The following is a 21,618-nucleotide window of genomic DNA, read 5'->3' as shown; positions in this document are numbered from 1 at the left end:
CGCCAATGAATTAACTCCTGAGCCTGTACTCCCCCCCTACTCCATTGGCCCACTCAGAACCCGACATCCCCATGGCCCAAGCGTCAGCAATTCCCCCACACCCGAGCCATCAATCAAATCACTCACCCCGACAGGCAACGAGACCTGCTGCGTCTGACCGGTAAAGTTCTGCACAAACAGAAATGCCTGTTCACCATCAGTTCGCCGCTGAACGACAACGCCTGGCGGCAGCTCAGTCGCCAGCGCACGCGGTAACCCAAGCTGCTTAATCAGCGCACCATAAAAATCCCGATGGAACGGCAGATCATTACGTGACGCAATATACCAGGCTTTACCCTGACCAACCCGATTCACCGTCACCGCCGGGGTTCCGGCATAAAAATCACTCTCGTAACTGGCCAGCGCCGTGGCCCCTTCGAGATGAATATGCTCGCAAAGCTCCCGCGCCTGATATGGCCCGCTCAGACCCAGCTCATTGCCGCGCACCCCGCGCACGCCGTTAAACTCCTCATCGGTCAGACTATCGATCTCTTCTGACCAGATGCCGAGCAGCGGCCGCAACGGCCCAGGGAATCCTCCCGGATAACAGAGATCGCTCTCATTCACGATGCCGCTCCAGTAACTGGCCACGAAATGCCCGCCCCGCTCAACATGCTGCTCAACCCGCGCCGCAAAACCGTCGCGTACCATATACAGCATTGGCGCTATCACCAGATCGTAACCGCTGAGATCGCTGTCGCCGTTAATCACATCTACCGCAACACCCTGCTCCCAGAACGCGCGGTAGTGCTCGTTTACCGTACGCTCATAGTGCAGACCAAGATTGCGTGGGCCCTGCGCGTTATCCATTGCCCAGCGACTCTCCCAGTCGAAAATAATCGCGACGCGCGCCTCAACCCGACTGCCCATTACCGGCGTCATGGCCGCCAGCATCCGGCCCAGCTCACTCACTTCACGCCCTGTTCGCGTATCAATATGGCCGACATGATCAACCACCGCGCCGTGAAACTTCTCGACCGATCCCCGACTCTTGCGCCACTGAAAATATTGCACCGCGTCCGCACCATGCGCCACTGCCTGCAGCGAAGAGAGAATATGCATCCCCGGCTTCTTCAGTTTACTGGTCGGCTGCCAGTTCGTTGAGCCCGGCGTCGATTCCATCAATACAAACGGCTTGCCCTGCTTCAGGGTGCGCATCAAATCATGGTACATCGCGGTATAACAGGCGAGCGTGGTCTCATCCTTCTCGTTATGCCACATCGGGTAGCTATCCCAGGAGATAAAATCGAGCGCCGGTGCAAGCTTCCAGTAATCGTAGTCGTAGAAATATTCCATGAAATTAGTGGTCGCGGGCAGATCGGGATTGGCCTGCTTCAGCGGTTTAATCTCCTCCCGACAGAAGTCAGTCACCTGATCGGTCATAAATCGCCGCCAGTCCAGATTCAGACCATGAATCGACATCTCGCCCTGCGGCGCAGGCGACACAATCTGTGACCAGTCTGTGTAGGTATGACTCCAGAAGTCACTCCACCAGGCGAGATTCAGCTTCTCCAGCGTCTCATAACGACGCTGCAGCCAGCCGCGAAAGGCCTGCTGACAGCGATCGCAATGACACTCGCCCCCATACTCATTAGAGATATGCCAGCCGACCACCGCCGGATGATGCGCGTAACGCGCGGCCAGGCGGCTATTCATCGCCTGCACTTTCTGGCGATAAACCGGCGAGGTCATACAGTGGTTATGACGGCCACCGTGCAGGGCAGGTACGCGATCGCGCCCCACGCGCAACACCTCAGGATACGCCTGCGACATCCAGGCCGGCCTGGCCCCGCTCGGTGTGGCGAGAAACACGGAAATCCCCTGCAGCCAGAGCGTATCGATCACCTCATCCAGCCAGCCAAACTCATAGCGCCCCTCTTCCGGCTCCAGCTTCGCCCAGCTGAAAATACCCACCGACATCACGTTGCAGTTCGCCTGCTTCATCATCGCGACGTCGTCATCAATAATGCCCGGCTGGTGCGCCCACTGTTCCGGATTGTAGTCAGCACCATGCAGCAGCCGGTTAACCCGGGCGCTCAGCGGGGGAAATTTATTCATACCTGGTCCTCAGAGGAAGAGATCAGCGTTAGTGCTGATAGTTAATGAAAAACCTGTAGCGAAGGCAGCGCCTTGCCGTGACAGTCAAACAGCGCCTGGTTCTCGCGGGCGTTACCCTGTTTCCATTCGTCGTGGATATATTTCATGCCGGCGGGCGTAGCCCAGGTATTGCCGGGCGCGGGGATCCACGCCGGTTCCCAGTAGACCACACCCTTGCCGCGATGGTCCGGCACTGCCAGCACCGCTTTAATCAGGTCATGCAGATAGGCCGCCTGCCCCGCGACCGTGCCGGGATAGCCGCCTGCCTTCTCCTCTTTTGCCTGGAAACTGTTCTCAGCGTTGTCGCAGTTTTCCAGCGTGTAACCATAGGCGGCTTCCACCACCATCACGTCTTTGTCATAGCGCCGGGAGATATCATCCATGTTGGCTTTCAGAGCGCTAATCGGCCCGTTCCAGTAGGTGTACATCGACAGACCGATCACATCGAACGGCACATCACGCTTAACGATTTCATCGAACCACCAGCGGAAGGTATCGTTTTTAGTACCCTCGGCCAGATGCAGCATGATCTTCACCTGATGCGGATCGCTGAGGTTCTCGCGCACCCCGCTGATGCCCGCCTTCAGCAGGCCGGCCAGCCGATCAAACTCGCCGCCGTTCTGGCCCCAGCTCTTGCCTTCCGGCCAGAGCATGCCGCCGTTAAGCTCGTTGCCAATCTGCACGATATCCGGCATGACGCCATCTGCTTTAAAGCGGGCGATGGTGTCGCGGGTGTAGTCATGCACCTGCGTTTCCAGCTGCGAAAAGGTCAGTGACTGCCAGGCTTTGGGCTTGAACTGCTTGCCCGGATCGGTCCAGAAGTCGCTGTAGTGAATATCCAGCAGCAACTTCAGGCCCGCTGCTTTAACCCGCTTCGCCAGCGCCAGCGTAGTCGCCAGATCGTTGCCGCCACCACCGTAGGTGTGACCGCTGCCGTCAGTGGGATCGACCCACAACCGCAGCCGGATAGTGTTGATGCCGCTGGCTTTCAGAATGGCGATAGCATCCTGCTGCTGGTTGTCCGCGTTGTAGAATTTCGCGCCCTGCTTCTCCAGCTCTGCCAGTGAAGAGATGTCCGCACCTTTGATAAAATCGGCGGGCCACGGCCCGGCAGAGCCGATGGCAGGCTTATCGGCGGCGAGCAGCGGCGTCGCCCAGGCCAGCGCCAGGGCGAGAATCAATGTTTTGGGCGTCATGATTTATCCTTTAGTACTGCCTGAAGCCAGGCCAGAGACGAAGTATTTTTGCAGAGCCAGATAGAACACGGCTACCGGCACAGCGATCAGCACGGCTCCGGCCGCATAGGTGGTGTAACTGGCACCCATTTTTTGCGACACCAGATTGTAGAGTCCAATCGGCAGCGTGAACTGTTCCGGCGTGCGCAGAATGGTGCTGGAGAGAATGAAATCGCCCAGCGGCCCCGTGAACGAGAACAGCGCAACGACCGCCAGAATCGGCTTCGACAGCGGCATGATGATCTCAACAAAGATGCGGAAGTTGCCCGCGCCATCCATGCGCGCTGACTCATCGAGATCTTTGGGTATCGAATCGAGATAGCCCTTCATCAGATACGTGTTCATCGGGATCATCCCGCCAACGTAGATCAGCACCAGCGCCAGGTGGCTGTTGATTAATCCCAGCAGCTGCGACAGGACGAAGATCGCGATCAGCGCTGAAAACTGCGGGATCATCTGCAGCAGCAGAAACAGCATCAGTCCATTCTGTCGTCCCTTAAACCGAAAACGGGAAAAAGCGTAAGCGGTACAGCTGACGCTGATTAATGTCAGCACCATGGTCAGGAAACTGATTTTCATCGAATTCCAGTACCAGGTCAGGTAAGGCACCGTGCCGTTAAACAGGTCGCGATAATGCTGAAGCGATGCATTCTCCGGAATGATCGAACTGCTGAGCAGGCTGTTACCTGCATTCAGTGATGCTCCTACCGTCCAGACCAGCGGATAGATAATGATGGCCGAGACGGCCAGCACCACCAGCCAGGTCAGCGACAGGCGTATCCACCTTTCGCGTTTAATACTGCCGGACTTCGCCATAACTGCTCCCTTACGCCATCTCATCTTGTTTAAACGACCGGGTCGCGCGGAACTGCCACAGCGCCAGACCTACCACGAAAATCGACAGCAGAATGGTAATCGTGGCGGCGATAGCATATTGCGACGACGACATGGTGAGCTTGTAGATCCACGACACCAGAATATCGGTGCCTCCGGCATTCGACCCCGCCACCGCCGGACCGCCGTTGTTAAACAGATAGATGATGTTGAAATTATTAAAGTTGAAGGTGTATTGCGTGATGATGATCGGCGCAATGGCGTAGAGCACCAGCGGCAGCGTGATGGTTTTCAGCCGCGTCCAGGCGCTGGCACCGTCCATGATCGCCGCCTCATAGAGATCGTCCGGGATCGCCTGCAGCACCCCGGTGGTCATCGCAAACACAAACGGGAAGCCGAGCCAGGTCTGCATCATAATCAGCGCGGTTTTGGTCCAGAATGGATCGGTCATCCAGGCTTTCGGTGCAATGCCAAAGAAGTCGAGAATTGCGTTGTTGATCACTCCAAAGCTGTCGTTGAACATCCCGGCGAAGACCAGAATGGTGACAAAACCCGGCACTGCCCACGGCAGGATAAAGATGGTGCGGATCAGCGGCTTAAAGCGCAGGTCCTTCTGATTGACCAGAATCGCCAGCATCACGCCGACGGTACACTGCAGTGTGGTCGCCAGCAGCGTCCAGACCACCGTCCACTGCAGCACATCGAAGAAGGTGGAACGCCAGATCGACAGCGTAAAAATGTTGATGAAGTTTTTGAATCCTACCCAGTCCACCAGCTTCGCCGGCGGCGTGTGATAGAGGTTGTAGTTTGTGAAGGCGATGGCAAAACCAAAAAGAATCGGAAACACCACCACGAAAACCAGCAGAATAAACCCCGGCGAAATCATCAGGTAGGGGAAGCCGTCGCGCAGCAGCAGCTGATACTGCTGACGCACGCTGTTAAGGGGTTGCCCCCTGTCGCGCTTAACGCCATTGACCCAGGCATCGCGCACCGACAATCCCCAGACCGCCACGCCAAAGGCGGCGATCAGCACGCTGATAATTCCCTCCGCCAGCAGGAAAATGGAGTTATCGCGCGGCACCGATTCACCCAGCGTGTATAGCCCCCAGAATCCTTCTCGCAGAAAATCGTGGAAGACGCCGGTAAAACTGCTGAGCAGAATCAGAAAGCACAGGCCTTTCGCCCACTGGCGGTGATAAAACTGGCCGAAGCCAGGCAGCAGTGCCAGCAACGCACCAGTCGTCGCATGACGACGCGGACGCTTAGCGGTCACCAGATGTTCATCGGAAGATATAGCCACACTCTGATCCTTATCCTGTACGGTTATCCCGTGAACCAGCATTACTGGTTGCTGGCCTGCATCGCTTCAATCTGCATGGTGATCTGTTTCACCGCGTTATCCAGCGCCGCTTTTGGCTCCTGCTTGCCGGAAACGCTCAGCTCCAGCGCCGCATTGGCCGGGCCCCACACTTCCTGCATCTCCGGCACGCCCGGCATGGCTGAGGCTCGCGCCGCCTGCACCGCAACCGCGTTGGCTTTCTCATCATCTTTGATAATCGGATCGTTCATCAGCGCAGTAACCGGTGGGATCTCCTGAGTCTTCTGATAGCGCTCTTTCACATACTGCGGCTGGTTGATAAAGGTCAGGAACTTCTGCGCCAGCGCCTGATCTTTACTCCATGTCGACACCACATAGCCTTTCACGCCCAGGAAAGAGCTCATCGGTTTGCCGTTAGGCAGCAATGGCAGGGGTGCCACGCCGTAGTTGATCCCGGCAGCCTGATAAGGCTGGAACGCCCATGGCCCGTTGATCACCGCCGCCGCTTTCTTCTCGGTAAACAGCGAGTCGATGGCATTCAGGCCGTTGTCGCCCATGATGCCGCCAGGCAACAATCCTTCGCTGAAGAAGCGCCTGAGATAGGTCACCGCTTCCACGCTACCAGGGGTGTTCAGCCCGATATCGTTGGTGTTAATCACGCCTTTTGCGTCTTTACCAAAAATGTAAGACCCCGTTGGTGCCATCACGCCCCAGCTGTAGTAAATCTGGTCAAACTTCGCCAGCAGGCCATACTGTTTTGCCTCGCGCTGCTTCTGCGAGAACGCGCGATACTCATCCAGCGTTTTCAGCGGCGTGGGCAGCAGATCTTTGTTGTAGATCAGCACCAGGGTTTCAACCGCCTTAGGCACGCCGTAGACCACATTATTCTGTGTGAACGCGGCCATTGCCGAAGGCGTATAAGCGCTCTGCTCTGCCGCATCGATTTTCAGCGGAGCCAGCAAGCCCTGCACTACCGCGCTGCCGAGCTGGTCGTTAGGGATCACCAGCACATCCGGGCCAATTCCGGCCGGGCCATCCAGACGCAGCTTTTCAATCTGCTGCGCAAACGGCATCTCCTGCACTTTTACGTCAATGCCGAACTGTTTCTGAAAATCGGCGATCGCCGTTTTGATGCCGTCCGATTTCTTAATGTCTTCCCAGACGGTGAGTTGCTGAGCGGCCCAGACGGATTGATTAAGCATCAATGCTGAGAGGAGTAGCGTAACGCTGATTTTGATTTTCATTACCGGCCTCGTGTGAAGGTATGACATTTTTAGCTGCCATTTGCTGATGTTCTTTTTATAAACACATGCTGATTGTGCATATGAAGTATGAGTAACGTATCGCATTTGAGTCATACGCTACGCGGAACAGGTGCTGCGCTCCAGCCCGTTTGCACCAATGTGTGATCGGTATTACAGAAATCAAAAACAGCGATAGGGCGTGCCCGGACGGAACGTTATAGTCAATGCAGGCACCATCAGGCCTGACGTGGAATCTGACCCACTGTTATACGTCGTACATTTTAGCCACCAGACTCTTTGCCATGAGGTTCAGCATGTCCAGCATCAGATTGAGAAATGTCACCAAACGCTTTGGTAAAACAGAAACGCTAAAAAATATCGCACTCGATATTGAAGCTGGTGAGTTTGCAGTATTCGTCGGTCCATCAGGCTGCGGAAAATCCACGCTGCTGAGGCTGATTGCCGGACTGGAAGAGATCAGTGACGGTGAGATTCTGATTGGCGATGAGGTGATGAATGATGTCGCACCTTCGCATCGTGGGGTGGCGATGGTGTTTCAGTCTTACGCGCTCTATCCCCATATGACGGTAGCGGAGAATATCGGTTACGGCCTGAAGGTCAACGGGCTGCCAAAAGCGCAGATTCAGCATCAGGTTGAAATGGTGGCGAAGACGCTGCAGCTGGGGCAACTACTGGATCGTAAACCTAAGCAGCTTTCCGGCGGACAGCGTCAGCGTGTCGCCATTGGTCGCGCGATTGTGCGTAATCCCCGGGTGTTTATGTTTGATGAGCCACTGTCGAACCTGGATGCAGAGCTGCGTGTCGATATGCGGCTGCACATCGCTAAGCTTCATCAGGAGCTGAAAACCACCATGGTTTATGTGACGCACGATCAGACGGAGGCGATGACGCTGGCCGATAAGATTGTGGTGATGAACTACGGCAAGGTGGAACAGGTCGGTTCGCCGATGGAACTCTACTACAACCCGATCAACCGCTTCGTTGCGGGTTTTATCGGCTCGCCGAAGATGAACTTCCTGCCCGCGCGTGTAGAGCAGTGTGGCCCTGGCGGGCTGGTCGCCCTGATCAATGACGGCGAACACCGGCTGCAACTCCCCTCACCCATCCGCCAGCTGCAGTCAGGAGATGAGATCACCCTGGGTATCCGGCCGGAACAGTTGCAGATCAACGGCGATGCGCCTCTGAATATCGACTTCCACTGCGAGGTTGTGGAACGGCTCGGCAATAATACCTATCTGTTTGGTCAGAGCCACGGCCACGACGGCTTTAAGATGCTGCTGCCGGGCGATGTGCATTTCCGCCCTTATCAGACGCTGCGTCCCAGCTTCCATCCGCACCACTGCATGGTGTTTGATGCCGACGGCGCACGTATCAGCGCAGATATTGCGATGCCGCAGGTGCGCGCGGCCTGAGGTTTTATAAATCTGGCAGGCTGGATATGACATCGACAGCCTGCCCCTGGCAAACATAGGTCTGGTCTGCCGTTTCCTGCAAGATTATCCCGTTCACGCCAGCCTGCGGGTAGCTGGCTGGTATTACTGATGGCCAAAGCAAACACTGACATCCGGCTTTACCGGTTAACGGAGCAGACATTAATTAAACGGAACCCTCTTTTTCAATGACCAACACGCGGGCGACACCTTGCGGACGCGCAATGTGTTCTGTCCCTTCGCTGGCATAAAAAATATCACCTGTGTTGAGGATCCTGCTTTTGATATCACCGTTTTCTTTGTATTGCATCTCAACACACCCATCCATGACAGCAAAAACCTCCTGTCCGTCATTGATGTGCCATTTATAGGGCTGATCGGTCCAGTGAAGTTTCACGCTGATATTATCGAAGCTGGCAATGTGTTGAGCATCCCAGGCTTTAGAGCCGGTAAATGCTTTACTGCGATAAAAGTTCATCTTTTCTCCCTCAACAGACATGATTTAACGTCATGAATAGCTGAGAGCGTTGATGGGTTCCATACGCTGCCCGTATGTTGTCCTGATTTGTCCCTGCGTTGTCCGTTTGAGGGTAAAGCCGGGATGCAGGATCAGAGAACGAGGCCGGGAGATCAAATGCGCTTAGAATCAGGGTGTTTCGAAGTCAGAACCCTGTTCTTTATCAGATGACTGCCCGATGATCTCTGTGTGTGGCTAACGCTCTCTTACGGCATATCTCAGGCCCGGGAAGGAGCCGATGTCCGCTCAGTGCCAAAGGCGGACGTTTTTCCGGTCTGTTACAGCTGATTCAGACATCATGACATAACCTGCGGTAATCATCGGGTTCAATCCCGTAACGCTTCATTTTGTTATACAGCGCACCGCGTGAAAGATTCAGCGCGATAGCAACCTGACGCATATTGCCCTTTTTTTCCATCAGACAGAGTTCTATTAGCGTCTTCTCTCCATCCTTCAGACTAAAACTTTTCACGCTCTCGCCTGGTATATCGGAAATGGCACAGGCGGACAGACGAAGCTCCTCAGGTAGATCTTTATCACTGATATCGTCCGTTTCGGTCAGGTTGATGGTTCGTTCAACAATATTTTCCAGTTCACGCACATTTCCGGGCCAGTCATAGTTTTCCATCATCTGCAGCGCCGAACCGGAAAGTAATGCGCGTTCACGATTGAGTGCGCGGCATATTTTTTCGCAGAACCAGTCAGCCAGCTCTTTAATATCTTCTTTTCTGACTCGCAAAGGTGGAATGGGCAGACTGATCACGTTCAGGCGAAAATAGAGATCACGACGGAATGAGCCATTATCAATATCTCTTTTCAGATCGCGATTGGTTGCAGCAACAATACGCACATTGACTTTTAGTGGTTGCTTCCCGCCGATGCGCGTCACTTCACCTTCCTGCAGTACTCTCAACAAACTGGCTTGCGCATCGAGCGGCATATCACCGATTTCATCAAGGAACAGCGTTCCTCCATCTGCCAGTTCAAATTTACCCGCTGAGCCACCACGTCTTGAACCGGTGAACGCGCCATCCTCATAGCCAAACAGTTCGCTCAGCACAAGATCACGAGGAATTGCGCCACAGTTAACAGCAAGGAACGGACCGGTATTGCGATTACTGCCATTATGGATGGACTGAGCAAATAGCTCCTTGCCGGTACCGCTTTCGCCTGTAAGCAGTACAGTACTATCACTGCGTCCAGCGTTACGTGCTTTATTACGCGTATCCTGCATTATGCGTGACTGGCCGAGAATCATGTCAAAGGTATAGCTGGCACTACTGCCAATAACACGACGCGTCATATCACGTATACGGCGGTTATCACGCATAGAAATGACGCGGCCACCTTCAGGTGTGATAACAACGGAAATCACACATGTGATACGCGAAACAGGGCCAGGAGAAAGAGTAATGTTGCGATCTTTACAGGCTGGCAGCGCTCTGAATGAACAATCATCCGGCATGAATACTTCATCAGCATCACGGAAGCGGACATCTTCCTGTATACCTAATATCTGGCGGGCATAGCGGTTTAACTGCCGAATTGTGCCTCTCTCACTGACAACCAGAACGCCTTCATTCAGCGATTCCATTACTGATTCCTGCTCATTTACTAAATGACGCAAAATCAGCTGCTGTGAAATTGCCTCTGCAGCAGCCTGAACGGTTCCCAGAGTATGGTAGTGAAAATAGCCAGGATTGGCAGTTAATGTCAGCACGCCCAGCATAACGCCATTTTCATCCCGGATGGGAGCCGCAGCGCAGTGTTTGCCACGAATACGCAGCGCTTCTTTATAATTTTCTGCGCTCAGCATATAGACCAGTTTGTTCTCTTTAATGCAGCGACCGGTGCAGTTGGTACCGGATATTGCCTCGCTGAGAATACTGCCTACTGGCGTTAAATCCTGGCCACAATAGTGCATCGTTACACCATTAGCGTCAGTCAGATTGATGTGACCATCAGGATTATAGGCGAGCAGATTACGCATGATATCGCGCGCTATGGCGATTAATGCCGAGTTCCGTGTCATGACTCTGCGAAGTTCGTGCTCTGCGCATAACTGGTATTCGAAGCGATAGGCATCAATACCTTCTTCATGGCTACGTATCCATGATGCGTGAACAGCCGGGCGTAAGCCTTTCGGTACATTTCCCTGCTCGAAAGCTTTCCAGGCTATCCCCAGTTCTTCTATGTATTCGTCAAATTTCTGCGCATGGTTCAGCCTGGCGATCAGCTCCCATTCCTCGTCCCACGTTTTTTCGTTTTTATGGTTCATACGTTTCATTATCTAATATTTTGAATATGTCCATTCTATAGACATGTTATGGAGACATGTCCTTTTTATAAACACTTTGTGATCGTCATCTTTTTTTATTCCCATATAAAACAGCGATGTGTGAGTTGGCACATTCATTGCTAACCAGAAAGGTCTTACCTACAAATACAAATCATAAAAACCACCGTGGAGAAATATTGAAATGTCTACACGAAAGCATAATGTGCCTTACCTCATTTTCATCTGTGCCATCGCATCAGTCAGCGGGATCATTCTTGGCTATGACGCCTCTGTTATTTCAGGCGTTATCGAACCACTGACTGAACATTTATCGCTCACGCCTGCTGAAAGTGGATGGGCGGTTTCTAACGTTATTTTGGGATGTGTTATTGGTGCCTGGGGTGTCGGGCGCCTTACTGACCATATTGGCCGTAAAGCGACATTAATCATTACTGCAGTTCTGTTTGCCATTTCAGCAGTCGGCGCGGCTCTCGCCAATGACCTTACCTGGTTCGTTATCTATCGCATGATTGGCGGTCTGGCCGTGGGAATGGCCTCTGCCGTTACTCCACTCTACATCGCCGAGGTGTCTCCGAAAGATCTGCGTGGGCGCATGCTGGGTATGCAGCAGATGCTGATGGTGAGCGGCCAACTGGTGGTTTACGTGGTGAACTATCTGATTGCCAAAGGGGCGGCTCACGAATGGATTGTATCGATGGGCTGGCGCTGGATGCTGGCGTCAGCACTGGTTCCCTGCGTCCTGTTCCTGGTGATGGCCTTCTTTATGCCAGAATCGCCACGCTGGTATGCGATGCATAACAGAAAAGAGAAATCACTCAAGGTGCTGACCTCTCTTTCCAACGCAGCACATGCTGAACGCTTATACGCCGAGATCCGTAGTTCTATTGATGTTGATTCCGCCTCAACCAGTGCGCCATCGCAGCGCGGCATCCTTAAGGACAAAAAGGCATCTTATATTCTGTGGATCGGTTGTGCCGTTGCCGTGCTTCAGCAGGTTTCCGGCATCAATATCCTGATGTATTTCGCACCATCACTACTGCAGAACGTGACGGGTAATACACAGGACTCTCTGTTTCAAAGCATTTTTCTGGGTCTGGCTTTGTTAGCGGGTGTCAGTATTGCGTTGGTTGCGTTTGACCGCGTGGGCCGTATTCCGTTACTTCGCTGGGGTGCTTTAGGTTGCGCTGCCTTCCTGTTCTTCACTTCCTGGGCCTTCATGAACGAAGCCAAAGGTTACCTGCCGGTGGTTGGCTTAGTGGGATTTATCTTTGTATTCGGCTTGTCATGGAGCCTCGGTGCCTGGCTGCTGATATCAGAAATCTTCCCGAACCGTATGCGTGCTGTAGCGATGGGCTATGCCTTCTGTTCCCTGTGGATTTCAAACTTCATCGTTACTCAGAGCTTTCCAATGATGAACCGCAGTCCGGCACTGATGGCGCATTTCCACGGCGCCTTCCCGCTGCTGCTATGCGGCGGGTTCAGCGTCATCGCTTTCTGGTTCGTTGGCCGCTTCCTGCCTGAGACAAAAGGTGTATCGCTGGAGCACATCGAACCGCTGATGCTTTCTAAATCCCGTCGTTTTGGACATGAGCAGCAACCGCTCGTTACACCAGAATCGGTATCCCAAAAGTAAGCCTTAAATACCCTACATATTGAGGAGAGTCACATGTCTTTAAAAAATATTGTGCGCGTTGGTCTGATTGGCGCAGGTCGTATGGGCAGTTTTCATGGTGAAACGGTTGCTCAACGTATTCCAGGTGCCACTTTAGTAGCAGTTGCAGATCCTGTTCCAGGCGCCGCAGAGAAACTGGCCGCTAAACTGGGCGCACAAAAATCCTATACCGACCCGCAGGCAATGCTGAATGACCCTGACATCGACGCAGTCGTTATAGCATCTCCAGCGCGTACTCACGCTGAGCTGATTGTAGCAGCAGCAAAGGCGAGTAAAGGCGTTTTCTGTGAGAAGCCAATGGCTGTGACTCTGGAAGAGGCAGATAAGGCAATCAACGCCGCTGAAGAAGCCGGTGTTACGCTGCAGGTTGGCTTCAACCGTCGCTTCGTGAGCGGTTTTGCTGCTGCTTACGAAGAAATCAAAGCAGGTAAAATTGGTGTGCCGCAGCTGCTGCGTTCAACCACACGCGATCCAGGCCTGGGCGATCCTGCTCCAATCCCACACTGGACCATTTTCCTGGAAACCCTTATCCACGACTTCGACATCCTGCTTCACCTGAACCCGGGGGCGAAACCTACCCAGGTTTATGCCGTTGCCGATGCTTTAGTTCGTCCTGATTTTAAAGACCGTGGATTGCTGGACACCGCCGTAGTGAACATTCGTTTTGATAACGGCGCAATAGCTACTGCTGAAGCTAATTTCCAGGCAGTATATGGCTACGACGTGCGTGGTGAAGTGTTCGGCAGCAAAGGGATGCTGCAGGCTGGCAATATGAACGTGAACAACTGCGTGCGGTACACCGCTGAGGGTATCTCAATCGATACTGCACGCCGCGATACCGATCTGCTGCGTGATGCCTATGTAGCAGAGCTGACCGACTTCGTGCGTTGTGTTGCGACCGGTGAAACCCCGAAGGCAACGGGCGAAGATGCTCGCAACGCGTTGGAAATTGCGCTGGCATGTATTGCCTCTGTTCAGCAGTCTCAGCCGATCACTCTGTAAGGATTACTCATGTCTGACTATTCATTATCCGTATGCGCTGAAATGGTGTTCCTCGAACTGCCATTCATTGAGCGCGTGGAACGCCTTCACGCCATGGGCTTCGGCGTGGAAATCTGGGACTGGACCCAGAAAGACATCGAAGCGCTGGTGAAAACCGGTGCCCGCATTACTTCAATGACCGGCTATATCTCAGGAAACCTGACCGACGACGAAGAGATTGCACAGCTGCTTTCCAGTGCCAGCAAGTCAATTGAGGTTGCCTGTCGTCTTGGCTGTCCGTCACTGAACCTGCACGGAACCGGTTTGAACAATGTCGGCCTGCCTGTGAAACCAGTTGAAGTAGTAACCGGTGACATGTGGCTGAAGGCGAAGAAAACGCTGGATGCGCTTGCAAAACTGGGCGAGCAAGCCGGCAAGGTGTTCACTCTGGAGAACCTGAATACGGCCGTTGACCATCCGGGTACGCCTTTCGCCAAAGCAGACGATACGCTTGCGCTGGTTGCCGCAGTGAACAGCCCATACCTGAAGATGAACCTTGATATTTATCACGCGCAGATTGGTGAAGGAAACCTGATTGAGCTGATTCAGAAAAGCGAGAAGTACATTGGTGAAATCCAGGTCGCTGACGTGCCGGGCCGTAAGGAGCCGGGAACGGGCGAGATCAATTACAAAGCCGTTGCCCGGGCGCTGCAGGGCATCAACTACCACGGCGTGGTAGCACTGGAAGGTTGGGCATCAGGTGATTCTGTGGCGGCGCTGGACGCTTTCCGCGAAGCGTTCACCCTGTAATCCCTGCCCCCCCGAGCCTCGCAGGACCTGGTTAGCATCGCTTCGCAGCTCATCGGGAGCGGTGTTTTTTATTTTGAAGGATAGAAATATGAGCGTATCAACGCGTATTCTTGTTGGAGTGAGTCCACTGTCCTGGACCAATGATGTACTGGCAGATCTCGGCGGCGATATCCCGCTAGAAACCTGCCTGGAAGAAGCCGCAGCAGCTGGTTATGAAGGGATTGAGTTGGGGCGTAAATTCCCGGGAACAATTAATACACTCCAGCCGATTCTCTCCAACGCAAAGCTCAAGCTGGCATCCGGCTGGTTTAACGGATTTCTTGCTGAGCGTAGCGTCGAGGAAGAGCTTGAAGCTGTTCACAATCACGCATTACTTCTCAAGTCTCTTGGGGCGAAAGTAATGGTTTATGGTGAGTGCGGTGTTATGCCAGGCAATTCTCCTCTGGATGAGCCATTATCGCTGTCTCCAGCTTTAGGGAGCATCAATCTTGAGCAGTATGCGCAGAAGGTAAATAGTCTGGCTGCGTCACTGTTGAAAACTTACGGCTTGCGTCTCGCTTACCATCATCATTTGATGATGATTGTAGAAACTAACGATGAGTTGAAAGCATTCCTGGAAGCGACTGATGATGTAGTGGGTATCGTGCTGGATTGTGGCCATGCGACAACTGCTGGCATAGACATTAGCTGGGTGCTGGAAAACTACGGCAACCGGGTGGCACATATCCATATGAAGGATGTGCGTGGAAATGTATTAAATAATGTGATCAACAATGATTGGAGCTTTAATAATGCTGTCAGAAACGGTCTGTTCACCATTCCTGGAGATGGCATCGTCGATTACACGCCAGTAATTAATTTTCTGAAACAATCAAATTATAGTGGTTGGATAATTATTGAGGCAGAACAAGACCCGGTAAAAGCACCGCCATTAGAGACGGTCAAAAAAGCGCGAGCATGGGTTAAAAATGAGATTGGAATCTGAGTCGCCGTTAAAAATTAGCCATCAGGTTACTATATAGGGTCATCTGGCGCTGATTAAGCGCCTTTTTTAATATGAAATAAACTGGCCATTATGCCTGGTGCTTACTCTAATAAACTAACCCTGGATGATTAGCATCGATCGTTGGATGAAAAAAGGATGGTGCCTGGCGACTGTTAATTACCCAAGCATTTATTAATACAATGCGTTATTTTAAAGCCACCAGAAGGCAGTGAGCATAATTTTTAGCTACCGTTTTCACTTAAAACGCATTTAAGACCCTATCGGACTGCTTTATGCTGAAAGTTAAACCGGAAATAGAGGCTGGTGTATTCATCTTTCGTCAGCTTTATTCAGGCTTTCGGTGCAAAAGTTCGTAACCAGATACTCGGCGTACCGCTCCGCTGGACGACCGGTAATGGTTTCCACAGTGTTGCTGACCAGCGGCGATAAAGGGGCGCCTTGGTAACTTCCGATTTCATCTTTGTCATCGGTGTCTGTCTGAGCAGCTATTCAACATAGCTGTCAGGCGTAAGGTCTGGCACATCAGCCGCACAACCCCAGACCGAAGCAAAGTGAACAGCAATCTGATCGAGGGTCAGCCTCTCCGGGTACGGTTAGCGGGAATATACGCCCTCCGAACGCTTGAACGAGCAGCAGTGCGGCTATATCCTCAGGTGTAATCGTCGCGATCGATATTCCCCGGAGGCAGACCATAATGTCTGCATCTCGCTCATATGGGACATCCATAATCAAATCTCCTGACACTATGAAGATTGAACATGACAATGTCCTCATGGAACAAAAGCCGTATCATGGGCCAGAAGCGGACATGGGTTATTTAATTACTGCACTGCTCATAAAATAATTCCCGCAACAGAATATATTCAATCCTTATGGACATCCTGACTGCAAAGGCGAGTACGGCACACATCCAGAATTTCATCAGCCAGTGCTGAGTTATCAGGGCAGGCACGAGATAGAACCAGGGCACCAACAAGATGTGCAATATTATCAATCAGGTCAGCGCGCGTTACATTTTCATTCCCCAACACTGCGAGCTGACGTTCAATCCCGGCCGCAAATGCCGCCTTCATTGACTCAGACTGACGCGCAGTATCGGTGCCTAGTGCCGACATCACACACCCGTTCCCCATATCATCGCGGTGTTGTCGGGAGAGGTAGTATTCAATAAATTTTTCCCGGCTCACACCAACCGTACTTTCTGCCGATCGCGTAAAACCACATCTCATGGCCTCCGACATCAGGTCAGCCTTGGAACTAAAGTGCTTGTAGAACCCGCCGTGTGTTAATCCCGCCGCAGCCATCAGTTCCGCGACGCCCACGCCATCGTAACCGCGCTCACGAAAAAGTTCTGAGGCCGTTTCAACAATGCGTGTCCGGTTTTCCCGGACCTGCTCTTTCGACACTTTCATGGTTTCCTGCCCCTCTTAAAAATTGAGTTTAAGTATACATTGATGATGACCATAATCAAACGGGTTGACTTTATTGATTATGATCATCATCATTATATTGACACCACAACCCACCATTAACGGGCGAATAAGCATGACGAATCAGACATTATTTCAACCCTATGAACTTGGCTCACTAACACTGGCCAACCACATCGTGATGGCACCGCTGACACGTAATCGGGCCGGAGCGGGGCTGGTACCGGGCGAACTGGCGGCGACCTACTACGCCCAGCGTGCCACAGCAGGATTGCTGATCACTGAAGCGACACAGATCTCCGCACAGGCGCAGGGCTATCAGGATACGCCGGGGATCTACACACAGGCTCAGATCGATGGCTGGCGTAAAGTGACTGACGCGGTGCATGCCAAAGGTGGGCGCATATTTGTACAGTTATGGCACGTAGGACGAATTTCGCATGTCGATTTACAGCCGGGTGGGGCTGCACCGGTCGCGCCGTCTGCGATGCGCGCCGGGACGAAAACCTTTGTGAATAATGGCTTTGCTGATGTTTCTGAGCCACGTGCGCTGGAGTTGCAGGAAATACCGGGGATTATTGACGATTTCAGAAAGGCATCGGCCAATGCCATTGCCGCCGGATTTGACGGTGTAGAGATTCACGGCGCGAATGGTTATCTACTGGAACAGTTCCTTAAAGATGGCGCAAATCAGCGAACTGATGAATACGGTGGCTCTATCGAGAACCGTGCGCGCCTGCTGCTGGAAGTTACAGCGGCTGTTAAAGATGAGATCGGTGCTGACCGCACCGGCGTGCGCATTTCACCAGTTTCCCATGCTAATGCCATTTCATGCAGTGATCCGCAGCCATTGTATGACTACGTCGCTGATGAACTTAATGCATCAGGCATCGTGTACCTCCATGTAGTTGAAGGTGAGACGGGCGGCCCGCGTGATGTTTCACTGTTTGATTACGACTCCCTGCGCCGGCGTTTTAAAAACACCTATATCGGCAACAATGGCTATGACCTGGAACTGGCGTCCACTCAGCTTGCGCAAGGCAAAGCCGATCTGTTCGCGTTCGGTCGCTTGTTCATCTCCAACCCGGATCTGGTCGAAAGGCTGAAGACGGGCGCGCCTCTGGCCTCACTCAATCCTGAAACCCTTTATGGCGGTGGCGCAGCGGGATATACCGATTACCCGTCGCTGACTGAGGCCAGCAAGTAAAGCCCTACATACATCGCACATTGCAGATTCTTTTTACACATTAATAAAGAAGATCAACTTATGACTAAAGCTTCAGTTCTCATCACAGGCGCATCCACGGGTATTGGTGCTGTTTACGCAGAACGGTTTGCCAGCCGGGGCCACGACCTGGTGCTGGTCGCGCGCGACAAAACGAAGTTAGAAACACTGGCCGCGCGTCTGCGACAGGAAAATGGCATTTCTGTCGACGTTCTGCCTGCCGACCTCACGCAAACGCGTGATTTAGCCGCGGTCGAATCCCGTCTGCGTGAAGACACACGGATTGGCACCCTTATCAATAACGCGGGTATCGCGCAGTCTGGCAGTTTTACAGAGCAGACGCCTGATTCGATAGAAAGCCTTATCGCGCTTAACGTCACCGCCCTGACCAGACTGGCCAGTGCCGTGGTGCCACGCTTTGTGCAAACGGGCGAAGGATCGATCGTCAATATCAGTTCCATCGTCGGACTCGCCCCGGAATTTGCCATGACGGTTTACGGAGCAACCAAAGCCTTTGTGCTTTTCCTGTCTCAGGGAATGAATGTCGAGCTGTCATCTAAAGGCATTTATATCCAGGCGGTGCTTCCTGCCGGCACTTATACGGAAATCTGGGACCGCGCAGGTATCGACATCAGTAACTCGGCAAATTTCATGGAAGTGGGCGAGTTAGTGGATGCCGCATTGGTGGGCTTTGACCGCCGTGAACTCGTCACCATCCCGCCTTTACGTAATGCTGCCCACTGGGACACCCTTGATGCTTCGCGTCAGGCGCTGCTTACAGACATCAAACAGGATGAAGCCGCTGAACGATATAAAACACGGTAATCAATGAGGTGCACTGTGCAGAACAGTCTTCCGGCTGTTCTGCGCAGCGGTAAATCCGACATAAATCCCTTACAGCCTGTCGTCTCATCCGCGATGAGAAACCTCAAACACATCATTAAGGTCTTATTCAGCATGATAAAAAAACGTGTTGCACTGGTTACCGGTGCGTCCTCGGGTATCGGCGAAGCGACTGCCCGTAAACTTTTAGCCGCTGGATTTACTGTATATGGCACAAGCCGGCGTGGTTCACAGGCGGGAAAACAATCGTTTCCGTTACTTACGCTGGATGTGACCGACGACGCCTCTGTCGGGGCCGCCATTGAGGAGTTACTGGGTCTGGAAGGGCGTATCGATGTTCTGGTGAACAATGCGGGCTTTGGGGTCGCTCCGGCGGCGGCGGAAGAAAGTTCTGTTGATCAGGCCAGGCACATTTTCGACACCAATTTTCTGGGCATCGTCAGGTTGAGCCGGGCAGTAATCCCTCATATGCGCCGTCAGGGCAGCGGGCGTATCATCAATATTGGTTCGATACTCGGCATCGTTCCGTTGCCGTATGTGGCACTTTATGCGGCCAGTAAGCATGCGGTCGAAGGGTATTCGGGCGCACTGGATCATGAACTGCGCACGCAGGGCATCAGAGTTTCTGTCATCGAACCTGCTTACATGAAAACACAGTTTGAAGCCAATAATATCGAGCCGGACGCCAGGCTTCAGGAGTATGACCAGATTCGGGCTAAGCTGACGAAAGTAGTGAACAAGGCAATGGCTGAGGCGGAAAGTCCAGAGGTGGTGGCTGACGTGGTGGTTAAAGCCGCACAGACTTCACGTCCAAAGATTCGCTATACGGCAGGAAAGCTGGCTGGTCAGTTGAATTTTATTCTCAGGTTCGCCCCTGCGTCATTCCTGGATAAGGTGGTGCGCAAAAGTCTTCAGCTTGATGCAAAACAATAAATGAAGAATAAGACGATGAAAGCATTTACGTTTAAACGCTACGGTAAATCCCCTGAGCTGGGATTTGAAAACATCGATTATCCAGCCCCTGCTGCTGATGAAATCCTGGTTAAAGTTTACGCCGTGGGTCTGAACCCGATTGATAACTTGATCCCAACCGGAATATTCAAGCCGGTTTTGCATTTCAAGCTCCCCGCCACATTGGGTAGCGACTTAGCTGGGGTTGTGATCGCAGCGGGGAGTCGCGTGACGCGTTTCAAGCCAGGCGACGAAATTTTCGCCAGCATTTTCGACACGGGAACGGGTTCTCTTGCTGAATTTGCTTTAGTGACTGAAAGCGCTGCGGCCATGAAACCCGTAAACCTGGATTTCGTCCAGGCGGCTTCGCTCCCGATGGTGAGCCTCACATCCTGGCAGGCGCTGACAGATCGAGCCGGGTTGCAGCCAGGCCAGAAGGTTTTCATCCCGGCAGGTTCCGGGGGGATTGGCAGTTTTGCTATCCAGCTGGCCAGACAATTTGGTGCAAAGGTGGGAACGACTACCAGTACAGACAATGTCGAATGGGTAAGTCATCTTGGCGCAGATGAAGTTGTTGATTATAAAAAACAAAATTTTGAAAAACAGTTGAGTGACTACGATGTGGTTCTCGGCACTATCAGAGGCGACTCAATTGAAAAGTCTGCCCAAATTCTCAGGCCGGGCGGAAAGATTGTTTCTCTTGTCGGCCCGTTAGATACTGCGTTCGCCCGGACTCGGGGACTAAACTTTCTCCTGCGTTTTGTGTTCGGGCTGATGAGCCGCAGGATTTTGCGTCTTACCAGAAAGCGAGGCCTGACCTATTCATTTCTTTTTGTCCGGCCTGATGGCGATCAGCTTACTCAAATCTGTAAACTCGTAGAAACTGAACAAATCAAGCCTGTGATCGACAAGGTATTTACTTTCGCGGAAACAAAAGAAGCTCTTGCCTACCTTGGGCAGGGACATGCGAAAGGCAAAGTCGTCGTTAAGATACCGAGTGACAGCAACTGAGGTCTGCATCTGCTTAAGGAAAATCGCCAGAGTCTCTTGCTTCGGACAAGAAGCGCAGCATGAGCGCATTTCTCTCACAGCGTACCTTGCCACGCGCGCACATAGGTTCTGTGTCAGAGGCATCAAAAACGAGGCGCAGGGGCTGCTTTTGCTGGATGCGTATAGTGCGACGCGCAAGTCCATTCTGTGCCAGAAGCGGACATTGGTCAGTCGGCATTGAAGTAAATACCCCACATTGCCCAGCCCTCTGTCCGGGCTGGCAGTCGTGAATCATCGAGCACTTTAAAAACAGCGTCATCAAAGTCCATGGATCGCTGAAGGTCATTTGTACCAATCGTGATATACGTCAGCATTTGATTACAACCTCTCGCCGTTTGTCTGAACAGATATTATACCGTTCGCAGCAGCAATGAAGATTTACCTGATGCGCTAATTTCCGTTTCAAATCATCGCACCGGCTATCAAAAGCACCATATCAATGGCTGCCGCTGGCATGCCTCTGTTAATCAATAAGCAACTTCGCTGACGGTTACGCTCTCCGCAGTGGAACAACGACCAAAGCCCGCTTCTAGATCAAAACAAACGTAACCGCTGGCACATTCTCCAGGCAGAAAAGCCCGCTGTGTGAACACAGCTATTCAGCCACATTTTTCCC

General features: G+C 52.6%; 17 protein-coding genes. 9 read left to right on the top strand and 8 right to left on the bottom strand.

All coding sequences use genetic code 11. The features are described from left to right. Positions 1-36: 36 nt before the first annotated feature. The 5 genes from ACTJKZ_RS10735 to ACTJKZ_RS10715 are packed head-to-tail and all read right to left on the bottom strand — an operon-like array spanning position 37 to position 6,767. Positions 37-2,097 carry a beta-galactosidase gene (locus tag ACTJKZ_RS10735; RefSeq protein WP_440829560.1) on the bottom strand — a complete coding sequence of 687 codons (2,061 nt, stop codon included), beginning with the start codon at positions 2,095-2,097 and terminating at the stop codon, positions 37-39. Between the two features lie 41 nt (positions 2,098-2,138). Continuing rightward, complete coding sequence (locus ACTJKZ_RS10730) at positions 2,139-3,332, bottom strand: glycoside hydrolase family 53 protein (protein WP_440829559.1); 1,194 nt, start codon at positions 3,330-3,332, stop codon at positions 2,139-2,141. Positions 3,333-3,335: 3 nt separating this feature from the next. Continuing rightward, a complete protein-coding gene (locus tag ACTJKZ_RS10725) occupies positions 3,336-4,187 on the bottom strand; it encodes a sugar ABC transporter permease (RefSeq protein WP_033786803.1) in 852 nt (283 codons plus the stop codon). Between the two features lie 10 nt (positions 4,188-4,197). Beyond that, on the bottom strand, positions 4,198-5,547 hold the full coding sequence (locus ACTJKZ_RS10720) for a carbohydrate ABC transporter permease (protein ID WP_202605113.1): 1,350 nt from the start codon (positions 5,545-5,547) through the stop codon (positions 4,198-4,200). After that, the gene (locus ACTJKZ_RS10715) at positions 5,547-6,767 is read right to left on the bottom strand and encodes an extracellular solute-binding protein (RefSeq protein WP_440829558.1); all 1,221 of its coding nucleotides are present in this window, start codon (positions 6,765-6,767) and stop codon (positions 5,547-5,549) included. Before ACTJKZ_RS10715 ends, ACTJKZ_RS10720 begins: the two co-directional genes overlap by 1 nt. A gap of 224 nt (positions 6,768-6,991) precedes the next feature. On the opposite strand from ACTJKZ_RS10715, the gene ACTJKZ_RS10710 reads away from it, so the two are divergent. Then, positions 6,992-8,200: an ABC transporter ATP-binding protein gene (locus ACTJKZ_RS10710; protein WP_374206940.1), complete on the top strand. Its 1,209-nt coding sequence runs from the start codon at positions 6,992-6,994 to the stop codon at positions 8,198-8,200. A 184-nt stretch (positions 8,201-8,384) separates the two neighbouring features. Here ACTJKZ_RS10710 and ACTJKZ_RS10705 read toward each other — a convergent pair whose 3' ends face one another. Together ACTJKZ_RS10705 and ACTJKZ_RS10700 are read right to left on the bottom strand one after the other, a co-directional pair. Further along, positions 8,385-8,696: a cupin gene (locus ACTJKZ_RS10705; protein ID WP_161736835.1), complete on the bottom strand. Its 312-nt coding sequence runs from the start codon at positions 8,694-8,696 to the stop codon at positions 8,385-8,387. 328 nt (positions 8,697-9,024) lie between these two features. Further along, the gene (locus ACTJKZ_RS10700; RefSeq protein WP_440829679.1) at positions 9,025-11,013 is read right to left on the bottom strand and encodes a sigma-54-dependent Fis family transcriptional regulator; all 1,989 of its coding nucleotides are present in this window, start codon (positions 11,011-11,013) and stop codon (positions 9,025-9,027) included. Between the two features lie 202 nt (positions 11,014-11,215). On the opposite strand from ACTJKZ_RS10700, the gene ACTJKZ_RS10695 reads away from it, so the two are divergent. From ACTJKZ_RS10695 to iolE, 4 genes are all read left to right on the top strand, one after another. Next, entirely contained in the window at positions 11,216-12,667 is a 1,452-nt protein-coding gene (locus tag ACTJKZ_RS10695; protein WP_440829557.1) for a sugar porter family MFS transporter, read from the top strand. Positions 12,668-12,700: 33 nt separating this feature from the next. Then, positions 12,701-13,708, top strand: a complete 1,008-nt coding sequence (locus ACTJKZ_RS10690; protein ID WP_161736714.1) for a Gfo/Idh/MocA family oxidoreductase — start codon at positions 12,701-12,703, stop codon at positions 13,706-13,708. Positions 13,709-13,717: 9 nt separating this feature from the next. After that, positions 13,718-14,497, top strand: coding sequence for a TIM barrel protein (locus ACTJKZ_RS10685; protein ID WP_440829556.1), 780 nt, complete (start codon positions 13,718-13,720; stop codon positions 14,495-14,497). Positions 14,498-14,585: 88 nt separating this feature from the next. Continuing rightward, positions 14,586-15,482, top strand: a complete 897-nt coding sequence (iolE, locus tag ACTJKZ_RS10680; RefSeq protein WP_440829555.1) for a myo-inosose-2 dehydratase — start codon at positions 14,586-14,588, stop codon at positions 15,480-15,482. An 884-nt stretch (positions 15,483-16,366) separates the two neighbouring features. Here the strand turns inward: iolE and ACTJKZ_RS10675 are convergent. After that, positions 16,367-16,915: a TetR/AcrR family transcriptional regulator gene (locus ACTJKZ_RS10675; RefSeq protein ID WP_161736717.1), complete on the bottom strand. Its 549-nt coding sequence runs from the start codon at positions 16,913-16,915 to the stop codon at positions 16,367-16,369. Between the two features lie 133 nt (positions 16,916-17,048). Between ACTJKZ_RS10675 and ACTJKZ_RS10670 the strand changes: the two genes are divergently transcribed. From ACTJKZ_RS10670 to ACTJKZ_RS10655, 4 genes are all read left to right on the top strand, one after another. Next, on the top strand, positions 17,049-18,140 hold the full coding sequence (locus ACTJKZ_RS10670; protein WP_260058709.1) for an alkene reductase: 1,092 nt from the start codon (positions 17,049-17,051) through the stop codon (positions 18,138-18,140). A 60-nt stretch (positions 18,141-18,200) separates the two neighbouring features. After that, a complete protein-coding gene (locus tag ACTJKZ_RS10665; protein ID WP_253417809.1) occupies positions 18,201-18,983 on the top strand; it encodes an SDR family NAD(P)-dependent oxidoreductase in 783 nt (260 codons plus the stop codon). Positions 18,984-19,115: 132 nt separating this feature from the next. Beyond that, positions 19,116-19,934, top strand: coding sequence for an oxidoreductase (locus tag ACTJKZ_RS10660; protein ID WP_222925646.1), 819 nt, complete (start codon positions 19,116-19,118; stop codon positions 19,932-19,934). Next, on the top strand, positions 19,935-20,963 hold the full coding sequence (locus ACTJKZ_RS10655) for an NADP-dependent oxidoreductase (protein WP_440829554.1): 1,029 nt from the start codon (positions 19,935-19,937) through the stop codon (positions 20,961-20,963). It begins immediately after the preceding gene. The last annotated feature ends 655 nt before the right edge of the window (positions 20,964-21,618 follow it).

The sequence above is a fragment of the Pantoea sp. 22096 genome (assembly GCF_052045955.1).
GTDB classification, from domain to species: Bacteria; Pseudomonadota; Gammaproteobacteria; order Enterobacterales; family Enterobacteriaceae; genus Pantoea; species Pantoea alfalfae.
This window is presented reverse-complemented; position numbering and strand designations above follow the sequence as displayed.

What these genes read in the sequence shown, in the direction of transcription:
- ACTJKZ_RS10675 (WP_161736717.1), bottom strand. Translation starts at nt 16,915, where the DNA reads ATGAAAGTGTCGAAAGAGCAGGTCCGGGAAAACCGGACACGCATTGTT.
- ACTJKZ_RS10655 (WP_440829554.1), top strand. Translation starts at nt 19,935, where the DNA reads ATGAAGAATAAGACGATGAAAGCATTTACGTTTAAACGCTACGGTAAA.
- ACTJKZ_RS10695 (WP_440829557.1), top strand. Translation starts at nt 11,216, where the DNA reads ATGTCTACACGAAAGCATAATGTGCCTTACCTCATTTTCATCTGTGCC.
- ACTJKZ_RS10660 (WP_222925646.1), top strand. Translation starts at nt 19,116, where the DNA reads ATGATAAAAAAACGTGTTGCACTGGTTACCGGTGCGTCCTCGGGTATC.
- ACTJKZ_RS10715 (WP_440829558.1), bottom strand. Translation starts at nt 6,767, where the DNA reads ATGAAAATCAAAATCAGCGTTACGCTACTCCTCTCAGCATTGATGCTT.
- ACTJKZ_RS10725 (WP_033786803.1), bottom strand. Translation starts at nt 4,187, where the DNA reads ATGGCGAAGTCCGGCAGTATTAAACGCGAAAGGTGGATACGCCTGTCG.
- ACTJKZ_RS10735 (WP_440829560.1), bottom strand. Translation starts at nt 2,097, where the DNA reads ATGAATAAATTTCCCCCGCTGAGCGCCCGGGTTAACCGGCTGCTGCAT.
- ACTJKZ_RS10730 (WP_440829559.1), bottom strand. Translation starts at nt 3,332, where the DNA reads ATGACGCCCAAAACATTGATTCTCGCCCTGGCGCTGGCCTGGGCGACG.
- iolE (WP_440829555.1), top strand. Translation starts at nt 14,586, where the DNA reads ATGAGCGTATCAACGCGTATTCTTGTTGGAGTGAGTCCACTGTCCTGG.
- ACTJKZ_RS10690 (WP_161736714.1), top strand. Translation starts at nt 12,701, where the DNA reads ATGTCTTTAAAAAATATTGTGCGCGTTGGTCTGATTGGCGCAGGTCGT.
- ACTJKZ_RS10705 (WP_161736835.1), bottom strand. Translation starts at nt 8,696, where the DNA reads ATGAACTTTTATCGCAGTAAAGCATTTACCGGCTCTAAAGCCTGGGAT.
- ACTJKZ_RS10670 (WP_260058709.1), top strand. Translation starts at nt 17,049, where the DNA reads ATGACGAATCAGACATTATTTCAACCCTATGAACTTGGCTCACTAACA.
- ACTJKZ_RS10720 (WP_202605113.1), bottom strand. Translation starts at nt 5,547, where the DNA reads ATGCTGGTTCACGGGATAACCGTACAGGATAAGGATCAGAGTGTGGCT.
- ACTJKZ_RS10665 (WP_253417809.1), top strand. Translation starts at nt 18,201, where the DNA reads ATGACTAAAGCTTCAGTTCTCATCACAGGCGCATCCACGGGTATTGGT.
- ACTJKZ_RS10700 (WP_440829679.1), bottom strand. Translation starts at nt 11,013, where the DNA reads ATGAACCATAAAAACGAAAAAACGTGGGACGAGGAATGGGAGCTGATC.
- ACTJKZ_RS10685 (WP_440829556.1), top strand. Translation starts at nt 13,718, where the DNA reads ATGTCTGACTATTCATTATCCGTATGCGCTGAAATGGTGTTCCTCGAA.
- ACTJKZ_RS10710 (WP_374206940.1), top strand. Translation starts at nt 6,992, where the DNA reads ATGCAGGCACCATCAGGCCTGACGTGGAATCTGACCCACTGTTATACG.